Origin of the sequence: Sphingomonas sp. SKA58 (assembly GCF_000153545.1) — a bacterium.
GTDB lineage: Bacteria > Pseudomonadota > Alphaproteobacteria > Sphingomonadales > Sphingomonadaceae > Sphingobium > Sphingobium soli.
The window spans coordinates 106,421-122,587 of sequence record NZ_CH959308.1 but is presented as its reverse complement, the minus strand read 5'-3'; the positions used below and the strand labels follow the sequence as shown (position 1 = coordinate 122,587).

Genomic DNA, 16,167 nt, shown 5'->3' with positions numbered 1-16,167 from the left:
GGACCAGCCCTATATCGTCGCACCGGCACTGGGAAACCAGGCGGGACCATTGGGGACCATCGCCCTGGCCATAGCGGCGCAGGAAAAGGCTTTCATGTGACATCCCATCGACTGACTCCTCATATCGTCGAGAAGCCTTGGGGCCGGAAGGATATTCCCGCGCTCTATGAAGCGGCTGCCGGCCAGCGCATTGGCGAGGTTTGGTTTATCGGCCCGGAGGATCGCGACCAGCCCCTGCTGGTCAAATATTTGTTCACCAGCGAACGGCTTTCGATCCAGGTTCATCCCGATGATGATCAAGCCCGCGCCCGAAACCTGAGCAGCGGAAAATCCGAATGCTGGTACGTGCTCGAAACGCAAGGGGACGCCCGGCTGGGAATAGGCCTGGTGCGTCCTGTCAGCCATGATGTTTTGCGGTCCGCGGCCCTGGATGGATCGATCGAGGATCTGATCGATTGGAAGCCGGTAAGGCCCGGCAGTTTCTACTATATCCCGGCTGGCACCATTCATGCGATCGGCAGCGGCATTACCCTTGTTGAAATTCAGCAGAATAGCGACGTCACCTACCGCCTATATGATTATGGCCGGCCAAGGGCTCTGCATCTGGATGACGGAATTTCGGTGAGCCGGCCGGAACCCTATATCCTGAATGAGCAGCATGTCGCGCCGACGGCGGACCTCGTCCTCCTCGACCGTTTCGTCGCCCCCTTCGCTGTAGAGAGCAGGATTGGCAAGGCGGGCGACACCCTCCAGTTCGAGCAAGCCGAAACCTGGTTTACGCCGATTTCCGGATCTGGTTTAATCGATGGCCGGCCATGGCGCGCCGGCGAGTGTTGGTTGATCGATGGCCCTGCGCAGGTCAGGCTTGATACGGATATGCACGCCTTGATCGCCAGACTCTGATGCTGAGTTTCGGCGGCAGTATGATGATGTCGCTTTCATAGACGAACAGCCCACTCTGCTTATCCCGCGCGATCGGGGTAATCCTCCGGCTTTACCTTGCTGACCATCGGACGATGCTCGACCTTTTCAGGCGGCTGGCCACCCGATGTCCGGGTGTCGGCCTTTTCATGGCCGGGGAGCGCCTCTTTCAGGGGACCTTCCGGCGTGTTCGCCCTGTCCCCATCTGTGACTTTTTCTCCGTCATCATATCTTCTCCTACGCCTCTTCGGCGCTGCCCGGCTCTGCCATGTTCCGGTGTTGGCCCGCGAGGATCGATGCGGGCGTCACATGCGCTGCTGCTGCCTGCACCTTGTTCTTCCAACCGGAAACGATATGCGCCTTGCCCGCCATCAGCGCGTCCCAACCATCCTGCGCCACCTTGGCCGGATCCGCTTTTTCGCGGGTGCCGACATCGGTATCGAGCATATCGGCGCGAGCGAAGAATTGGGTATCGGTCGCGCCAGGCATCAGCGTCGTGATCGTCACGCCATCCGCATCCTTGATTTCATCACGGATCGCATCGGCGAAATTGTTGATGAAGGACTTTGTGCTATTGTACACTGCATTGAAGCTGCCGGGGATAAAGCCGGCGATCGATCCAGTGATGAGGACCTTGCCGGCGTTCCGCTGGACCATTGGGCGCAGCATCCTCTGTAACAGATACACAGTGCCGGTGATATTGGTGTCGATCGAACGTCGCCACAAAGCGACGTCCTGTTCCAAAAAAGCGTGTCCCGTGCCCATTCCCGCATTGGCGCAAAGCAGATCCACCGAACGGTCGCCCGCTGCCTCCAGCAATTGGTCGACGCCGTCCAGGGTGGCGAGGTCGGCCTGAAGCGAACGGACGTAGCCACCATGTTGCCGAAGCGCGTCGGCAGCAGCGTCGATCCGCGGTTCGTCCGCGACGACAAGCAGGTCATAGCCCTCCCGCGCCGCGATTTGCGCCAGTTCCAAACCGATGCCGGTCGATGCGCCAGTGATGATCGCGAAGGGTTTCATGGTCAGCGTCACGCGGCGGGCAGGCTGGCAAGACGGTCGATATGCGCCTGCACCACCTTGGCGACGGCACCGGCGGTCTGCTTGAGCGCTGGCGTGTCCCCATCGCGGGCATAGCCCTGATGCAGCGCCAAAGCGGCGTCATGAGCCATTCGCTGGTTCCGCACATAGACGCTGTCGAAGCGCCCAGCGTCCGCAGCCTTGATCTCCTCGAGCATCTGCTGCTGGTTGGCCATCAGCTTGGGGGGCTGTACGGTCACGCCTGCCTTCTGGGCCGCGGCCTTGATGTCGGCGGTCGACTTTTGATGCTGGTCGATCATCATCTGGGCGAAATCGCGCACCGCCTTATTCTGGCTCTTTTCGAGCGCGGCCTTCGACGACTCGATCTCGAACAGGTCGGCCGCGCCCGCTTGTGCGACATAGCCAGCCGCATCAATAGGCACGGCCACGGGGGCGTTCGGCATCATCGCGCTGGCATTGTTGCCGGCCATCGTCATAGCGTTGCCACCCGGCATCGCCGCATTGCCAGTGGCAGCGGTTTCGTCGGCGGGCTGCTGCTGACACGCAGCCAGCGCAAGGGCCGGCAGCGTCAGGATCAGGGGTGTCATCTTCATCCTGCTTCTCCTTCTCTTTTTCAGGCAGCCTGAGACAGGTCCATGCCCGGTTTCAACACGACCTTGGTCACTTCATCCTGCTTGTCATGAAACATGCGATAGCCCTCGGCCGCCTGTTCCAGCGGCATGCGGTGTGAGATGAGGAAGGTGGTGTCGATCTTGCCTTCCATGATCGCGTTGAGGAGCCCGGGCAGATAATGCTGCACATGTGTCTGACCGGTCTTGAGCGTCAGTCCTTTTTCCATGAACGCGCCAAGTGGAAACTTATCGACGAAGCCGCCATAGACGGCGGGCATGGACACCCGCCCGCCCTTGCGGCAGGCGAGGATCGCCTGCCGGATGGAATGGGTGCGATCCGTGCCGGTGAAGGTCGAGACCTTGATCTGGTCCCATATATTGTCGGCGAAGAAACCATGCGCTTCCAGGCCGACCGCGTCTATGCAGGCATCGGGACCGATGCCGCCGGTCATTTCCAGCAGCGCTTCATAGGTCTTTACCTCTTCAAAATTGATCGTGTCCGCGCCGAAGCGCTTCGCCAATTCAAGCCGGTGCGGGAAATGATCAATCGCGATCACGCGTTCTGCGCCCATGAGGAAGGCGGACTGGACGGCAAACAGTCCGACCGGGCCGCAACCCCAGACCGCCACCGTGTCGCCCGGCTCGATCTGCGCATATTCGGCCGCCTGCCATCCGGTGGGCAGAATATCGGAGAGGAAAAGGACCTTGTCGTCCTCCACCCCGTCCGGGATGACGATGGGCCCGACATCAGAGAAAGGCACCCGGACATATTCGGCCTGCCCACCGGCATAGCCACCGGTCATGTGACTGTAACCAAACAGGCCTGCCATCGGCTGTCCATAGGCCGCCTGGGCAATATCCTGATTGTCGGCGGGCAAGCCATTGTCGCAGGCGGAATATTGGTGCTTCGAACAATGAAAGCAGGACCCGCAGGAGATGGTGAAGGGCACTACGACGCGCTGCCCTTTACGCAAGGTGGAGCCAGAGCCGGTTTCCACCACCTCGCCCATGAACTCGTGACCCAATATATCCCCCGCCTTCATTGACGGAATATAGCCATCGTAGAGATGCAGGTCGGAACCGCAGATAGCCGTTGAGGTAATGCGGATTATCGCATCGCGCGGATTCACGATCTCTGGATCGGGCACGGTATCGACCCGGACATCATGCTTGCCATGCCATGTTAGTGCACGCATCAGTTCATCTCCTCGGCCCGTTGCGCCCTGGTCCAGGCGCCGGTTGCCACCTCCCCTGTTTCCATCAATTGCTTGAAGCGGCGGAGATCGCGGCGAACCTGAATTGCCGGCTCGCGCTGAAACAGCTTGGCAATTACCTTGCCCACGATGCCCGCAGGCGGATCGTAGAGAAGCGTCGCAGTAACCCAGGTGCCGCGACCGCCCGGCGCATCGCGAAATTCGACGCGGCCGCTGTTGGCGACGTCTGCACCCTCTTCCGAAGTCCAGCCGATGACTTCACCCGGCCTGTCCTCCGTGACGGCGGCAACCCATTCCACGGTGCGGCCAGCCGGCGCTTTCACCGTCCAGCGGTAGCGATTGCCGCCCATCGGTTCGACCCGCTCCACATTCTCCATGAATTGAGGCAGCCGCTCCAGCGTGCGCCAATAGTCGTAAAGCGCCTGACGCGGGCGATTGATCGTAACGGTCTTGCCGACCAAGCTGTCGCCCTTGGGCGCGCTCATTTCCTCTGCGGCTACCGCAGCCCGACCTGAATCTTTCGATGTGGTGACGGGTGCATCCTGACGGTGAATATCTGTAAGGCCCGTGCCCATGCTTCCGGCTCCTTGCTCAATGCGATGGCAGTCAAGCGGCCAAAGGCGCGGGCCTGTTCCTTGCCGACGCGATAAAAGCCCAGAAAGCGAAACATCGTTAACATGCCTTAGTGGGCCAGGACGTCAGGCTGCGAACGGGGCCGTCCAAGCCTTCTTTTTTTTTGGAGAGAAGTGCGTCATGATCTGATGCGATGATGACGGACGGTGTTAGTTTGGTATCGAGCAGGCCCACATCTGGTCATCGGCATTTCAGCCTGTTCCGACTGGCAAACCACCATGGCGGTTGTGTCGTGGGCACAGGCGCGTTGAGCGAACTGGCGTTGGGCTGAAGCACTTATGGTCGGCGACGTTAGGGCATGGCGCGGTCATCGACCTTACGGCTGGTCCAGGGCAGCGGGCGAAATTCGGCAATCCGGGTGAGGGCGCGCCAGTCGGGAATATGGATATTGCGGCGGTGGCGACGGATGAGCCCTTGCATCTGCATTGCACGCAGCGTGCGATTGACGTGAACCGTGGTTATGCCGGTGGCGTCCGCAATGTCCACCTGCGACATTGGCAAGGTGATCGAACAGCCATCCGCGCCCCCGCCAGGATGGCTGCGCATCACCAGTTCACACAAGAGATAGGCTATCCGCGCCCGTGCTTCCCGCCGCCCAACGTTGGATATCCAGGCCCTGTAAATAGAAATATCCGCTGCTATTTCACCGCAGATAGCCCGTAAGATGCTGAACCGTTCCTGACTGAGCGCCAGAATGGCCTCCGTTTGCACAATTGCGACGCGAACGCGCGTGAGCGCCTGAACGAAATCCTCCGATGTCGCAGGCGGGGTTATCGGCAGGTTCAGAAAGTCGCCGGGTCCGTGCATGCCCACTATATGGCGCAACCCATCAGCCGAAATGCGATGGCGGTGTGCGACCCCAGACAGCTGGACATGCCAGCCCATGATCAACTCGCCTTCCTCGACGACATAGCCACCCGGACCGACCAACCGTTCCTGATAGGGTAGCGCCAGCAAAGCTCTCTGATCGTCCGCTGAAAGCTGCGCGCGTGCCCCCAGCCGCTCGACAAGCGGCGCCAGAGCGTGATTATCCGCCATCATTCAGCAGCGGTTGCGCAGTGGCAGGTCGCAACAAAGGATATGGGGTCGGCTTGCGAGATGCGCGCCCCGCTATCATGCGAAAGCACTGGACCGAACCCATATATCGATGTTCAGACCATCCCAGTGGCCCCTTGTGGCATCCATTCCCTGTTATTGTCATGCCCTGTCATCTTGGTCGCGCTGATCACTGACGCCTCTGCCGACGGGGATCCAAAGCTCCGGCGACAATAAGCGCATCACCTTGCGTCAGGCCGGGCCGCACCGACGCTAACATAAGCTAAATCACTGGAAATATTTACGTCCGCGGTTACACAGGGTCATGAGGTCCCAGTGCCGCAAGGTCGCGCAACGCGCCCAGGTCAGGAATACGAAGCCATTTGGAATGGAATTCCAACACACCCTTGGCGCGCATGGCTTGAAGCGTCCGGTTGACGTGAACCGCCGTCAAACCCGTGGCATCGGCAATGTCGGTTTGCGTCAATGGAAGCGCGCATTGCTGCCCATAGGCTAGCCCTGCCCGGCGCATGCGCTCGAACAATTCCAGCAAGAGATGCGCGAGCCTTTCGACCGCAGTCTTGCGTCCCAAGCTGACGAGCCAGCCCGATTGCCTCTCAATAGATTCCGCTAACCGCAATCCGGCGCCTCTGGACCGATCCAGAGGCTGCATGTCGCCCAGCGGCCGTCGCACGGCACGAACATTGGTGAGGGCAACCACGGCATCATGACACACACCCGATAGCGGCCATATTGGATCGCAAAGATCTCCAGGCAGGTAAAGTGCGGTGATCTGGCGCCGACCATCTGACAGCAGGCGATGGCGACAGGCCCAGCCCTCCAAAATATCGTAAAAAGCCTCCGGTCGCTCATTTTCCCGTGCTAAAAACTGATGCGGACGGAAGAAGGCCAGATCATCGCTCGGCGCTACTTGGCTCAACATGGGCTTCCCCTGAAAAGCCCCCCAAGCCGACACCCTATCTAACGAGCCGCGACACTGGATTCACATATGTTTCAAAGTAGCGAAAATGCGCTCGGTCGTGCCTCAGGATGCTTGAACCGACATTTACCGACTTGTTAAAGAATACTCTTCTTCCACCCAGGTTAATTATGGAAGGAACAGCAAGCGCTCTGAAATCGCTATCCCAGCAAGAGGTGCGATATGGACGACGACAAAAAATCCAGGGATAAACATTCCGATCCGCTGCGCAAGCAGGATGCCGACGAGGTTCAGGAAGTAGCCGAGGACGTCAATCCGTTGGCACCCCCGGTTAACATCAAACCGGGAAGCTGAACGATGACGTTCACGACATCCGAAGACAAGGCGCAACAGCCTTTCTTACCGCGAGACATGAAGCATGTCCGTTGCGAACGCGCAGCCGACACCCAATATTGGACGCATCGCTTGGGCACCAGCAGAGCGGCGCTTGAAGAAGCGGTTGAGCGAGTGGGACATAATATAGGTGCGGTCAAGGCCTATCTCGACCGGCACCGGGGCAAGCCTGCCTAATCCGCCCGCAGCCCTCTTCAGCCCTGAACATTGTGGATAGCCATGACCGTCTATCACCTTCATCTCTTTAACGACGACGATGTCTTGGATGAAGAGGGACAGGACTTTGCTGATCTTGATATGGCCGAGCGGGAAGCGATCCGCAACGCGCGCGATGTCATCGCCGAACATGTGCGACATGGCCACCCTATCAACCTCAATCATCGCGTAGAGATCGCCGATGCGAATGGAACCATATTGAAAGTCGTGCAATTTGGCGATTGTGTCTGTTTTGCGCGCTGACTCCGCTATGTCGGTCTCGTTCAAAGTGATGTAGCCCCTGCGGTAACACCAGCCCTCGGAGCCACATCTATGTCTGCCCATCAAGCGCTTCAGCTATTCGTGCGGAAACTATCCGAACGCTCCTGCCTCAACCAGGAAGAACGGCGCACGGTGTTGGAACTAGAGGGACAGGAGGTCGAATATGCTCCCCATCGCGATATTGTGCGACCAGGGGAACTAACGGATTTCTGCTGCTTGATCATATCGGGTATGGCGGCACGGTTCGGCCAATTGCCTGATGGGACGCGCCAGATTACCGCCGTTTATATTGCCGGAGATATGTGCGACCTATATTCGCTGATGCTTCCCAAGGTCGAATGGGCTTTGCAGGCCTTGTCCAGCCGACTCGTCCTGCTGAAGGTGCCCCATCGCAAGATGCAGGACATTGTTCATGCCTATCCAGCCGTCGCTGAAGCCTTTTGGCGCGACTGCGTGGCTGACGCGTCCATCCTGTCGCAATGGGTGGTGAATATCGGGCGGCGCGACGCCCTGATGCGCACAGCACATCTATTCTGCGAGCTGGGGTTGCGGATTGAGATCGCCGGATTGGGGCGCCGCACGGCGTTCCAGTTGCCCGTTATTCAGTCTCAGATGGCCGACGCCCTGGGCATCACGCCGGTGCATATGAACCGCGTCATCCGCGCACTACGGCAGCAAGGCCTGTTGACGGTGCAAGGCCGCGACGTCCAGGTCCCAGATTGGAACGCACTCGCCCATGCAGGCGGATTCGAAAGCGGTTACCTGGCGATCGACCAGCGATGGCGCACGCTTGCCTAAGCCTTCCGCCGTCAGCGAAGCGGACACAAGAACAGAATTAGTCCAGACCCGCGCGAGCCAGCAGCTTGCGCGCCTGAAGGAGATGGGGGGCATCGATCATGCGGCCGTCCAGCAACAAAACCCCCGCATCAGGGGATTGGGCAAACGCATCAATAACCGCACGGGCATGCTGTATCTGCTCTGCTGATGGCGTGAAGGCGGCATTGATGATCGGCACCTGCGCGGGATGGAGAGCCATCATTCCGGTGAAGCCATCATATGCGCCGCGTGCGGCATAAGCCTTTAGCCCCAAGTCGTCTCGGATCGCGGGATAGACGGTTTCGATCGCGGCGACACCGGCTGCATGCGCACCGAACAGGATGAGATTGCGCGCCATCTCGTAGGGACTGGTATAGCGGCCATCATCATGGCGACTGCTGACCGCACCAATCGCGGCCGGCAGGTCCTCCGCGCCCCACGTAAGACCACAGAGGCGGTCGGCCACTTCGCCATAGCCGCCAAGACCGAACAGTGCGCGCGGTGTTTCCGTGGCGATGGGCAGGATTTTGACATTTGGTGCAAGGCGCGCCGCCAGCGCGTGGACCGTTTCGGCACCCTCGCTCTTGGGCAGCATGAGGGCATCGCAACCTGCTGCACATGCCAAGTCGTCTGTCAGCATCACGCTATCCACGGGATTGATACGGACAAGCCGAAGAATCGGGGCTGGCGTCGACAGATATTCAGCGACCGCCGCGCGCGCCTCATCCTTGGCTCCGGGCGCGACGCTGTCTTCCAGATCGAGAATGATGGCGTCCGCTCCGCTGGCCGCCGCCTTGGCAAAACGCTCCGGGCGGTCGCCCGGGACGAACAGCAGCGAGCGCATCCTCATGCCGGCCGCCGTTTAAGAAGCGCAGTGCGCAGGCATTGGCAAACGATTTCGTCACGCTGATTGAGCAGTTCGTGACGGAACGTCACCAGCCCCGCATCAGGCCGGGATTTGCTGTCGCGCAGTTCTACGATGTCGCTGGTCGCGCGCATCGTGTCGCCAATGAAGACGGGTTTGGGCATGACGAGCTTGTCATAGCCCAGATTGGCGACCAGCGTGCCGAGCGTCGTTTCGCCGACCGACAAGCCGATCATCAGCGAAAAGGTGAAGGTGCCGTTGACGAGAATCTGACCAAATTCGCTCGCCCGTGCCGCTTCTGCATCGATGTGCAGCGGCTGCGGATTGTGCGTCATGGTCGAGAACAGAAGATTGTCGGTTTCCGTCACGGTGCGACGAATAGGATGTTCTATACGGTCACCCACCTGCCACTCATCAAAATAGCGCCGGCTCATGCTGCATCCTCCCTGGGCAAGATGCGGACCAGCAAGGTGCCCTCCTGCACCTGCGCGCCTTCGTCATGCGGCAGGTCCTCGACCGTGCCGTCGAAGGGGGCGGTAAGGCCATGTTCCATCTTCATTGCTTCGAGTGTGACGAGCTTCTGCCCCTTCATCACCCTGTCGCCACGGGTGACGTCAACGGCGATGATGCGACCGGGCATGGGGGCAAGGATTGCGCCGTCGCCCCCCGCCGCAGCGCCATCGCCCGCGGCGCGCCAAGGCGTCACCTGCCAACTGCGCCCATGTTCGGTGACGAGGAAATGCGCCAACGGTGGTTGCGATGGCATTGTCCCTGACGCGCGCACGTCTGCTTCGACCGATTGTCCCTCCACCAGAATGCGGGCGGTGCGGCGCGATGGGGCATTGACGCGGAAGCCGGCGAGTGCGCCAGCGCCACCCACGCACGCGGCGGCCCGCGACAGGGCGGCGGCGCCAGGCAAGGCGCTGGGCATCAGCCCCTCCCCTTCGCGCGCGATCAGGCCAGTGTCGATGTCACCGGCGGCAAAATCGGCGTGATTAAGCGCCTTGACGAGAAAGCCGGCGTTGGTGCGCAGCGGCCAGACCACCGACCGGTCGAGCGCCTGCGCCAGTGCCCCACGGGCATCATCGCGCGTGTCGCCATGCGCGATCATCTTGGCGATCATCGGATCATAAAAGGGTGATATGGTGGCGCCCCGCACCACGCCGGTGTCGATCCGGACGCTCTCACCCAGATCAAACGCATCGAGGCGCCCGATGGACGGCAGAAAACCCTTGGCCGGATCTTCGGCATAGAGGCGCGCCTCCATCGCCCAACCGGTGATGGACAATTGATCCTGCGTGCAGGGGAGTGGTTCGCCCGATGCCACACGCAACTGCCATTCGACCAGGTCCTGACCGGTAATGGCTTCGGTCACGGGATGCTCGACCTGAAGCCGGGTATTCATTTCCATGAACCAGATGCGGTCGGCGCGCAGCCCTTCGGACGCATCGGCGATAAATTCAATGGTGCCAGCGCCGACATAATCCACCGCCTTGGCCGCGCGAACCGCTGCGGCGCACAAAGCCTCACGCGTGTCCGGGTCCATACCGGGGGCGGGCGCTTCCTCGATCACCTTCTGGTGGCGGCGCTGGAGCGAGCAGTCGCGTTCGAACAAATGGACAATGTTGCCATGACGATCGGCGAATATCTGCACCTCGATATGACGGGGGCGCTGGATATATTTTTCGATGAGCACATGGTCGTTGCCGAAGGAGGAGGCCGCTTCGCGCTGACATGACAGCAGCGCATCGGCAAAGTCTTGCGGCTGTTCGACCAGCCGCATCCCCTTGCCGCCGCCGCCGGCCACGGCCTTGATAAGAACCGGATAGCCGATCTGCGCGGCTTCGCTTGCCAGACGATCAGGATCCTGATCCTCGCCCAGATAGCCCGGCGTCACGGGGACGCCGGCATCGGCCATCAGCGCCTTGGCCGCGTCTTTCAGACCCATGGCGGTAATGCTGGAGGGATCGGGGCCAATCCAGACAAGGCCCGCATCCATCACGGCCTGCGCGAAGGCAGCATTTTCCGAAAGGAAGCCATAGCCCGGATGGATCGCATCCGCTCCGGCGTCGCGCGCTGCCGCGATGATGCGATCGCCCAGCAAATAGCTTTCCCGCACGGGTGCGGGGCCGATGCGCACGGCCTCATCCGCCATGGCGACGTGGAGTGCCTGTGCGTCTGCATCCGAATAGACCGCAATGGTGCGGATGCCGAGCCGCCGCGCGGTGCGGATGATGCGGCAGGCGATTTCGCCTCGATTGGCGATCAGAAGGGAGCGGATCATGGCCATTACATCCGGAACACGCCGAACGAGGGGCGTTCGGCCATGGGAGCGTTAAGCGCGGCGGCGAAGGCGAGGCCGAGGACGTCCCGCGTCTGGGCAGGGTCGATGATGCCATCGTCCCATAGCCGCGCGGTCGCATACCAGGGATTGCCTTCATCCTCATAGGTGCGACGAATAGGATCCTTGAAGGCTTCGGCCTCCTCCGGCGTCCACCGGCCTGCATCGCGGTGAACGGTGGCCAAGACCGACGCCGCCTGTTCGCCGCCCATGACCGAAATGCGGCTATTGGGCCAGGTGAACAGGAAACGCGGACCATAGGCACGGCCGCACATGCCGTAATTGCCCGCGCCGAAGCTGCCGCCGATCAGCACCGTGATCTTGGGCACGCTGGCGGTGGCGACGGCCGTGACGAGCTTGGCGCCATGTTTGGCGATGCCTTCCGCTTCATATTTGCCGCCGACCATGAAGCCCGAAATATTCTGGAGGAACAGCAGTGGGATGCGGCGCTGACAGGCCAGTTCGATGAAATGCGCGCCCTTGACCGCGCTTTCGCTGAACAGCACGCCATTATTGGCGAGGATCGCGACCGGCATGCCCCAGATATGGGCAAAGCCGCACACCAGGGTCGTGCCGTAGAGCGCCTTGAATTCATGAAATTCGCTGCCGTCGACGATACGGGCGATGACTTCGCGCACATCATAGGGCGCGCGCACGTCCTGTGGAACGATGCCATAGAGTTCGGCGGGATCATGGAGCGGAGGCACGGGATCACGTAGATTGACCGCCGGCGTCGGCTGCGGCGCCAAGGTCGAGACAATGTCGCGCACGATGCTGAGCGCATGGTCGTCATCATCGGCGACATGATCGACGACGCCAGACTTGCGACCATGGAGGTCGCCGCCGCCCAAATCCTCCGCGCTGATGACTTCGCCTGTCGCCGCTTGCACCAGCGGCGGGCCGGCGAGGAAGATCGTGCCCTGATTGCGGACGATGACGCTTTCGTCGCACATGGCGGGGACATAGGCGCCCCCTGCGGTGCAGCTGCCCATTACGCAGGCGATTTGCGGGATGCCGCGCGCCGACATTTGCGCTTGATTGTAGAAGATGCGTCCGAAATGGTCGCGGTCGGGAAATACCTCCGCCTGGTGCGGCAGGTTCGCGCCACCGCTGTCGACCAGATAGATACAAGGAAGGTTGTTTTCGAGCGCGATTTCCTGCGCTCGCAAATGCTTCTTCACGGTGAGCGGGAAGTATGTGCCTCCCTTTACGGTTGCGTCATTGGCGGCGATCATCACCTGCCGCCCGTGGACCCGGCCGATGCCCGCGACGATACCCGCCCCAGCTACGCCGCCGCCATAAAGACCGTTCGCGGCGAGCTGACCAATCTCGAGAAAAGGGCTGCCCGCATCGAGCAGATTTTCGACGCGGTCGCGCGGCAAGAGCTTGCCGCGGCTTCTATGCCTGTCCCGCGCGGCGTCGCCTCCTCCCATGGCCGCGGCCGCGACATCGGCGCGCAGCTTCTCGGCTAGCGCACGATTATGCGCCGCATTATCTCGAAAGGCCTGGCTGTCGGGCGACAGCGCGGTGTCAAGGACAGGCCCGCTCACAGGCCGCTGCCGATCAGTTCGCGCCCAATCAGCATGCGACGCACCTCATTGGTGCCAGCGCCGATATCAAGCAGCTTGGCGTCCCGCATATAGCGTTCGACCGGCCAATCCCTGGTATAGCCCGCGCCGCCGAGCGCCTGCACGGCTTCAAGCGCGACGCGGACCGCATTTTCACTCGCCAGCAGGATCGCGCCGGCCGCATCGAAGCGGGTGGTCTTTCCCGCGTCGCAGCTTCTGGCGACAGCATAGACATAGGCGCGGGCGGAATTGAGCGCGACATACATGTCCGCAACCTTCGCCTGCATCAGCTGGAAGCTGCCGATCGGCTGGCCGAACTGCTTGCGTTCGCGGACATAGGGGATGACCGTGTCAAGACAGGCCTGCATGATGCCAAGCTGAATACCGGCCAGAACCGCGCGCTCATAATCGAGACCGCTCATCAGCACGCCGACGCCGCCATTGAGCGGACCCATGACGTTTTCGCGCGGGACTTCACAGCCATCGAACACCAGCTCGGCGGTCGGCGACCCGCGCATGCCGACCTTGTCGATCTTTTGCCCGATCGAGAAGCCGGCCATGCCCTTTTCGATCAGGAAGGCGGTGATGCCGCGACTGCCTTCGCCAGTCTTGGCATAGACAACAAGCGTATCGGCATAGGGCGCGTTGGTGATCCAATATTTGGTGCCGTCCAGGACATAGCCCTTGTCGGTTTCACGCGCCTTGAGCTTCATCGAGACGACGTCGGACCCGGCTCCAGCCTCCGACATGGCGAGGCTGCCGACATGCTCGCCGGAAATGAGCTTGGGCAGATATCTGGCCTTCTGGTCCTCATTGCCCCAGCGCCGGATCTGATTGACGCACAGATTGGAATGCGCGCCATAGCTCAGGCCGATGGAGGCCGATGCGCGGCTTACTTCCTCACATGCGATCACATGCTCCAGATAACCAAGACCCAGGCCGCCCCATTCTTCCTCGACCGTGATGCCGTGCAGCCCAAGCGCGCCCATGGCGGCCCAGAGTTCGTCGCGTGGAAACCAGTCGTCCGCGTCGATGCGCGCGGCAAGCGGCGCGATCTTGTCGGTAGCGAAACGCGCGGTGGTGTCGCGGATCATGTCGGCATTATCGCCGAGCGCGAAATCGAAATTGGGCGTCACATGCCTCTCCCAGCTGTCTGCTTTGAACGCCGATATAGCATCAGGCGATCCTGGTGAAAAATTGACCACGCCATATGCACATCATAGACGGTGTCTATGATCGAGCGCTATCTGATCCAGTATTTCCTTGCCGTGACGGATAATGGCAATTTTTCGCGCGCGGCCCAGCAATGCCGGGTGTCGCAGCCGACCCTGTCGGTCGGCATCGCCAAGCTGGAATCGCTGGTCGGCCATGTCCTGTTTCACCGCACCAACCGGCGGGTCGAGCTGACCAGCGCAGGCGCGGCGTTTTCAGTCCATGCCAGACGGATCGAGACGGAGTTTTCCCGCGCGGCGCAAACGATGGCGATTGAACAGGCCGGCAAGCTGGTACGGATCGGCCTTCTGGCGACTTTGCCCGATCACTGGGTGGAGGCTGCAATCCGGGCGGCTTGTTCCGTCCGGGGCGAACGCATCGAGATCGTCGAAGGACGCATGCGCGATCTGATACCCCGTCTAGAGCGCGGGCGGATCGACGTGATCCTGGGCATAGTGGACGAGGCGGCGGATCGGTCCGACATTCTTTTCGAAGAGGGCTATGCGCTCGCGATGGCTGCCGATCATCCGCTTGCCGGGCACGCCGCGTTGGAGGCCGAGCAGGTCGCCAGCGCCGAAATGATCGTCCGGCGCAATTGCGAGGCCTTGCCCCATGTCAGCCGGTTTTTCACCCGCCGAGGCGTGCGCCCGTTTTTTTCGGCGCGCACCGCCGATGATGCGCGGGCCGTCGCTTTCATCAAGGCGGGGCTTGGCATCACCGTGATGCCGTGCTGCTTTGCGCAGGCCGGCATGGCGATGCCTACGCTCATCGGGTTCGAACAGAAGCGGCGCATCGGCATGATCACCGATCCTGCCGGGCGCAGACGGATTGAGGAGAGTGAGGGGCTGAAGCGCTTGACCCGGACTATCCGCGCCCTCGCGGACCAGAGGGCTTGAGACGTCACAACAAAACCCCGCCTGCGCACTGCCCATAATTGAAATGGGCTCGATCAGCGAAAAGGGCGAACGAACCAAAAAGGCGCGGGCCTTTTGCTTCCAGGCGCGGACAGGCGCCTCATACGAATTCGCTTGGGCAAGAGGCTGTCCTGACCCACAAGGAAAGGGGGCAACCGTGAAGGAGGATGGCATGAACGACTTTGATGTGACGGCGGCCAAGAAGGCGGCGGACTATCCGCGCAAGGTGCTGGACCTGTTCGATGCCTATGTCCATGGCGCGCTGGACCGGCGGGGGTTTCTAAACCAGTGCGCCACCCATGTCGGCGGCATGATATCGGCGACGGCAGTGCTGGCGGCGCTCAGCCCCGATTTCGCGCGCGCTCAGGTCATAGCGGCGGACGATGCCCGGATCGAATCCCGCTGGATCGAGGTTCCGTCACCTCAAGGCTATGGCATGATCCGGGCCTATGTCGCCCGACCGGCGGACATGGGAAGCGCCGCGCTGCCCGTCGTCATCGTCGCGCATGAAAATCGTGGGCTGAACCCGCATATCGAGGATATCGCAAGGCGACTGGCGCTGGAAGGATTCATGGCTGTCGCCCCCGACGCCTTGACGACGCTTGGTGGCTATCCGGGAGACGAAGACAAGGCGCGGGAAATGTTCGCGACGTTGGATCGCGAAAAGATCGGCGAGGATTTTGTCGCGGCGGCCAACTATGCGCGGACGATGTCGGGCGGCAATGGTCAACTGGCGACGATCGGCTTCTGCTTCGGCGGCGGCATCGCCAATTTGCTCGCGACGCGCCTGCCCGACCTTAAGGCCGCGATCCCCTTCTACGGTAGCCCCCCGCCCCTGGCGGATGTGCCGAACATCAAGGCGGAATTGTTGATCCATTATGCCGGTAATGATGCGCGGATCAATGCGACATGGCCCGACTATAAGGCGGCGCTGGACAAAGCAGGCGTGCGCTATCAGGCCTTTGTCTATGACAGCGTAGAACATGGTTTCAATAATGATACGACGCCCCGTTTCGACAAGGCCGCCGCCGATCTGGCCTGGGCTCGTTCGCTGACGTTATTGCGCCAGTCCACCCGGTGACGGGATCGGCTGCGGACGATGGATCGCCCCTGATATCGCCACGATCGCTCATGTTCGCCCAGGTGCCAGGCGCGGTCCGCCTGTCCGCTTCGCAGTCTTGAATATCGC

Annotated in this window: 18 protein-coding genes; 7 read left to right on the top strand and 11 right to left on the bottom strand. The window is 61.2% G+C overall.

Translation table 11 applies throughout. The annotated features are described in order from the left end of the window. Window positions 1-96: 96 nt before the first annotated feature. Window positions 97-903, top strand: coding sequence for a class I mannose-6-phosphate isomerase (locus SKA58_RS15925; protein WP_009823494.1), 807 nt, complete (start codon window positions 97-99; stop codon window positions 901-903). 255 nt (window positions 904-1,158) lie between these two features. On the opposite strand, the gene SKA58_RS15920 is transcribed toward SKA58_RS15925, so the two are convergent. The 6 genes from SKA58_RS15920 to SKA58_RS15895 all read right to left on the bottom strand — a co-directional run bounded on the left by SKA58_RS15920 (window position 1,159) and on the right by SKA58_RS15895 (window position 6,395). Further along, on the bottom strand, window positions 1,159-1,941 hold the full coding sequence (locus SKA58_RS15920; RefSeq protein ID WP_037543909.1) for an SDR family NAD(P)-dependent oxidoreductase: 783 nt from the start codon (window positions 1,939-1,941) through the stop codon (window positions 1,159-1,161). 8 nt (window positions 1,942-1,949) lie between these two features. Continuing rightward, window positions 1,950-2,552, bottom strand: coding sequence for a DUF4142 domain-containing protein (locus SKA58_RS15915; protein ID WP_009823492.1), 603 nt, complete (start codon window positions 2,550-2,552; stop codon window positions 1,950-1,952). Window positions 2,553-2,572: 20 nt separating this feature from the next. After that, on the bottom strand, window positions 2,573-3,766 hold the full coding sequence (locus SKA58_RS15910) for a zinc-dependent alcohol dehydrogenase (protein ID WP_009823491.1): 1,194 nt from the start codon (window positions 3,764-3,766) through the stop codon (window positions 2,573-2,575). Next, entirely contained in the window at window positions 3,766-4,359 is a 594-nt protein-coding gene (locus tag SKA58_RS15905) for an SRPBCC family protein (RefSeq protein WP_037543806.1), read from the bottom strand. Before SKA58_RS15905 ends, SKA58_RS15910 begins: the two co-directional genes overlap by 1 nt. A gap of 349 nt (window positions 4,360-4,708) precedes the next feature. Further along, entirely contained in the window at window positions 4,709-5,455 is a 747-nt protein-coding gene (locus SKA58_RS15900) for a Crp/Fnr family transcriptional regulator (protein ID WP_232209451.1), read from the bottom strand. Window positions 5,456-5,765: 310 nt separating this feature from the next. Further along, window positions 5,766-6,395 (bottom strand): Crp/Fnr family transcriptional regulator, encoded by a 630-nt coding sequence (locus SKA58_RS15895; RefSeq protein ID WP_009823487.1) that lies wholly within the window; start codon window positions 6,393-6,395, stop codon window positions 5,766-5,768. Window positions 6,396-6,614: 219 nt separating this feature from the next. On the opposite strand from SKA58_RS15895, the gene SKA58_RS20515 reads away from it, so the two are divergent. From SKA58_RS20515 to SKA58_RS15885, 4 genes are all read left to right on the top strand, one after another. Continuing rightward, window positions 6,615-6,746: a hypothetical protein gene (locus SKA58_RS20515; protein WP_009823486.1), complete on the top strand. Its 132-nt coding sequence runs from the start codon at window positions 6,615-6,617 to the stop codon at window positions 6,744-6,746. Between the two features lie 3 nt (window positions 6,747-6,749). After that, a complete protein-coding gene (locus SKA58_RS19570; protein ID WP_083784925.1) occupies window positions 6,750-6,962 on the top strand; it encodes a DUF3606 domain-containing protein in 213 nt (70 codons plus the stop codon). Between the two features lie 42 nt (window positions 6,963-7,004). After that, on the top strand, window positions 7,005-7,244 hold the full coding sequence (locus SKA58_RS19565) for a DUF6894 family protein (protein ID WP_083784924.1): 240 nt from the start codon (window positions 7,005-7,007) through the stop codon (window positions 7,242-7,244). A 69-nt stretch (window positions 7,245-7,313) separates the two neighbouring features. Beyond that, window positions 7,314-8,060, top strand: coding sequence for a Crp/Fnr family transcriptional regulator (locus SKA58_RS15885; RefSeq protein ID WP_037543804.1), 747 nt, complete (start codon window positions 7,314-7,316; stop codon window positions 8,058-8,060). A 37-nt stretch (window positions 8,061-8,097) separates the two neighbouring features. Here the strand turns inward: SKA58_RS15885 and SKA58_RS15880 are convergent, their stop codons facing one another. From SKA58_RS15880 to SKA58_RS15860, 5 genes are read right to left on the bottom strand one after another with little or no spacing between them, the layout of a single operon-like run. Beyond that, window positions 8,098-8,928, bottom strand: coding sequence for an HpcH/HpaI aldolase/citrate lyase family protein (locus SKA58_RS15880; RefSeq protein ID WP_037543802.1), 831 nt, complete (start codon window positions 8,926-8,928; stop codon window positions 8,098-8,100). Continuing rightward, the gene (locus tag SKA58_RS15875) at window positions 8,925-9,377 is read right to left on the bottom strand and encodes a MaoC family dehydratase (protein WP_009823482.1); all 453 of its coding nucleotides are present in this window, start codon (window positions 9,375-9,377) and stop codon (window positions 8,925-8,927) included. The genes SKA58_RS15880 and SKA58_RS15875 overlap by 4 nt, the downstream gene beginning before the upstream one ends. Continuing rightward, complete coding sequence (locus SKA58_RS15870; RefSeq protein ID WP_037543902.1) at window positions 9,374-11,227, bottom strand: acetyl/propionyl/methylcrotonyl-CoA carboxylase subunit alpha; 1,854 nt, start codon at window positions 11,225-11,227, stop codon at window positions 9,374-9,376. The genes SKA58_RS15875 and SKA58_RS15870 overlap by 4 nt, the downstream gene beginning before the upstream one ends. A 5-nt stretch (window positions 11,228-11,232) precedes the next feature. Then, window positions 11,233-12,834 (bottom strand): carboxyl transferase domain-containing protein, encoded by a 1,602-nt coding sequence (locus SKA58_RS15865; RefSeq protein ID WP_009823480.1) that lies wholly within the window; start codon window positions 12,832-12,834, stop codon window positions 11,233-11,235. Next, a complete protein-coding gene (locus SKA58_RS15860; protein WP_050763074.1) occupies window positions 12,831-13,946 on the bottom strand; it encodes an acyl-CoA dehydrogenase family protein in 1,116 nt (371 codons plus the stop codon). The genes SKA58_RS15865 and SKA58_RS15860 overlap by 4 nt, the downstream gene beginning before the upstream one ends. 138 nt (window positions 13,947-14,084) lie before the next feature. On the opposite strand from SKA58_RS15860, the gene SKA58_RS15855 reads away from it, so the two are divergent. Together SKA58_RS15855 and SKA58_RS15850 are read left to right on the top strand one after the other, a co-directional pair. Then, window positions 14,085-14,960 (top strand): LysR family transcriptional regulator, encoded by an 876-nt coding sequence (locus SKA58_RS15855; RefSeq protein WP_009823478.1) that lies wholly within the window; start codon window positions 14,085-14,087, stop codon window positions 14,958-14,960. A 190-nt stretch (window positions 14,961-15,150) separates the two neighbouring features. Then, window positions 15,151-16,059, top strand: a complete 909-nt coding sequence (locus SKA58_RS15850) for a dienelactone hydrolase family protein (protein WP_037543901.1) — start codon at window positions 15,151-15,153, stop codon at window positions 16,057-16,059. The last annotated feature ends 108 nt before the right edge of the window (window positions 16,060-16,167 follow it).

What these genes read in the sequence shown, in the direction of transcription:
- SKA58_RS15920 (WP_037543909.1), bottom strand. Translation starts at nt 1,941, where the DNA reads ATGAAACCCTTCGCGATCATCACTGGCGCATCGACCGGCATCGGTTTG.
- SKA58_RS15915 (WP_009823492.1), bottom strand. Translation starts at nt 2,552, where the DNA reads ATGAAGATGACACCCCTGATCCTGACGCTGCCGGCCCTTGCGCTGGCT.
- SKA58_RS15910 (WP_009823491.1), bottom strand. Translation starts at nt 3,766, where the DNA reads ATGCGTGCACTAACATGGCATGGCAAGCATGATGTCCGGGTCGATACC.
- SKA58_RS15905 (WP_037543806.1), bottom strand. Translation starts at nt 4,359, where the DNA reads ATGGGCACGGGCCTTACAGATATTCACCGTCAGGATGCACCCGTCACC.
- SKA58_RS15900 (WP_232209451.1), bottom strand. Translation starts at nt 5,455, where the DNA reads ATGGCGGATAATCACGCTCTGGCGCCGCTTGTCGAGCGGCTGGGGGCA.
- SKA58_RS15895 (WP_009823487.1), bottom strand. Translation starts at nt 6,395, where the DNA reads ATGTTGAGCCAAGTAGCGCCGAGCGATGATCTGGCCTTCTTCCGTCCG.
- SKA58_RS20515 (WP_009823486.1), top strand. Translation starts at nt 6,615, where the DNA reads ATGGACGACGACAAAAAATCCAGGGATAAACATTCCGATCCGCTGCGC.
- SKA58_RS19570 (WP_083784925.1), top strand. Translation starts at nt 6,750, where the DNA reads ATGACGTTCACGACATCCGAAGACAAGGCGCAACAGCCTTTCTTACCG.
- SKA58_RS19565 (WP_083784924.1), top strand. Translation starts at nt 7,005, where the DNA reads ATGACCGTCTATCACCTTCATCTCTTTAACGACGACGATGTCTTGGAT.
- SKA58_RS15885 (WP_037543804.1), top strand. Translation starts at nt 7,314, where the DNA reads ATGTCTGCCCATCAAGCGCTTCAGCTATTCGTGCGGAAACTATCCGAA.
- SKA58_RS15880 (WP_037543802.1), bottom strand. Translation starts at nt 8,928, where the DNA reads ATGAGGATGCGCTCGCTGCTGTTCGTCCCGGGCGACCGCCCGGAGCGT.
- SKA58_RS15875 (WP_009823482.1), bottom strand. Translation starts at nt 9,377, where the DNA reads ATGAGCCGGCGCTATTTTGATGAGTGGCAGGTGGGTGACCGTATAGAA.
- SKA58_RS15870 (WP_037543902.1), bottom strand. Translation starts at nt 11,227, where the DNA reads ATGATCCGCTCCCTTCTGATCGCCAATCGAGGCGAAATCGCCTGCCGC.
- SKA58_RS15860 (WP_050763074.1), bottom strand. Translation starts at nt 13,946, where the DNA reads ATGATCCGCGACACCACCGCGCGTTTCGCTACCGACAAGATCGCGCCG.
- SKA58_RS15855 (WP_009823478.1), top strand. Translation starts at nt 14,085, where the DNA reads ATGATCGAGCGCTATCTGATCCAGTATTTCCTTGCCGTGACGGATAAT.
- SKA58_RS15850 (WP_037543901.1), top strand. Translation starts at nt 15,151, where the DNA reads ATGAACGACTTTGATGTGACGGCGGCCAAGAAGGCGGCGGACTATCCG.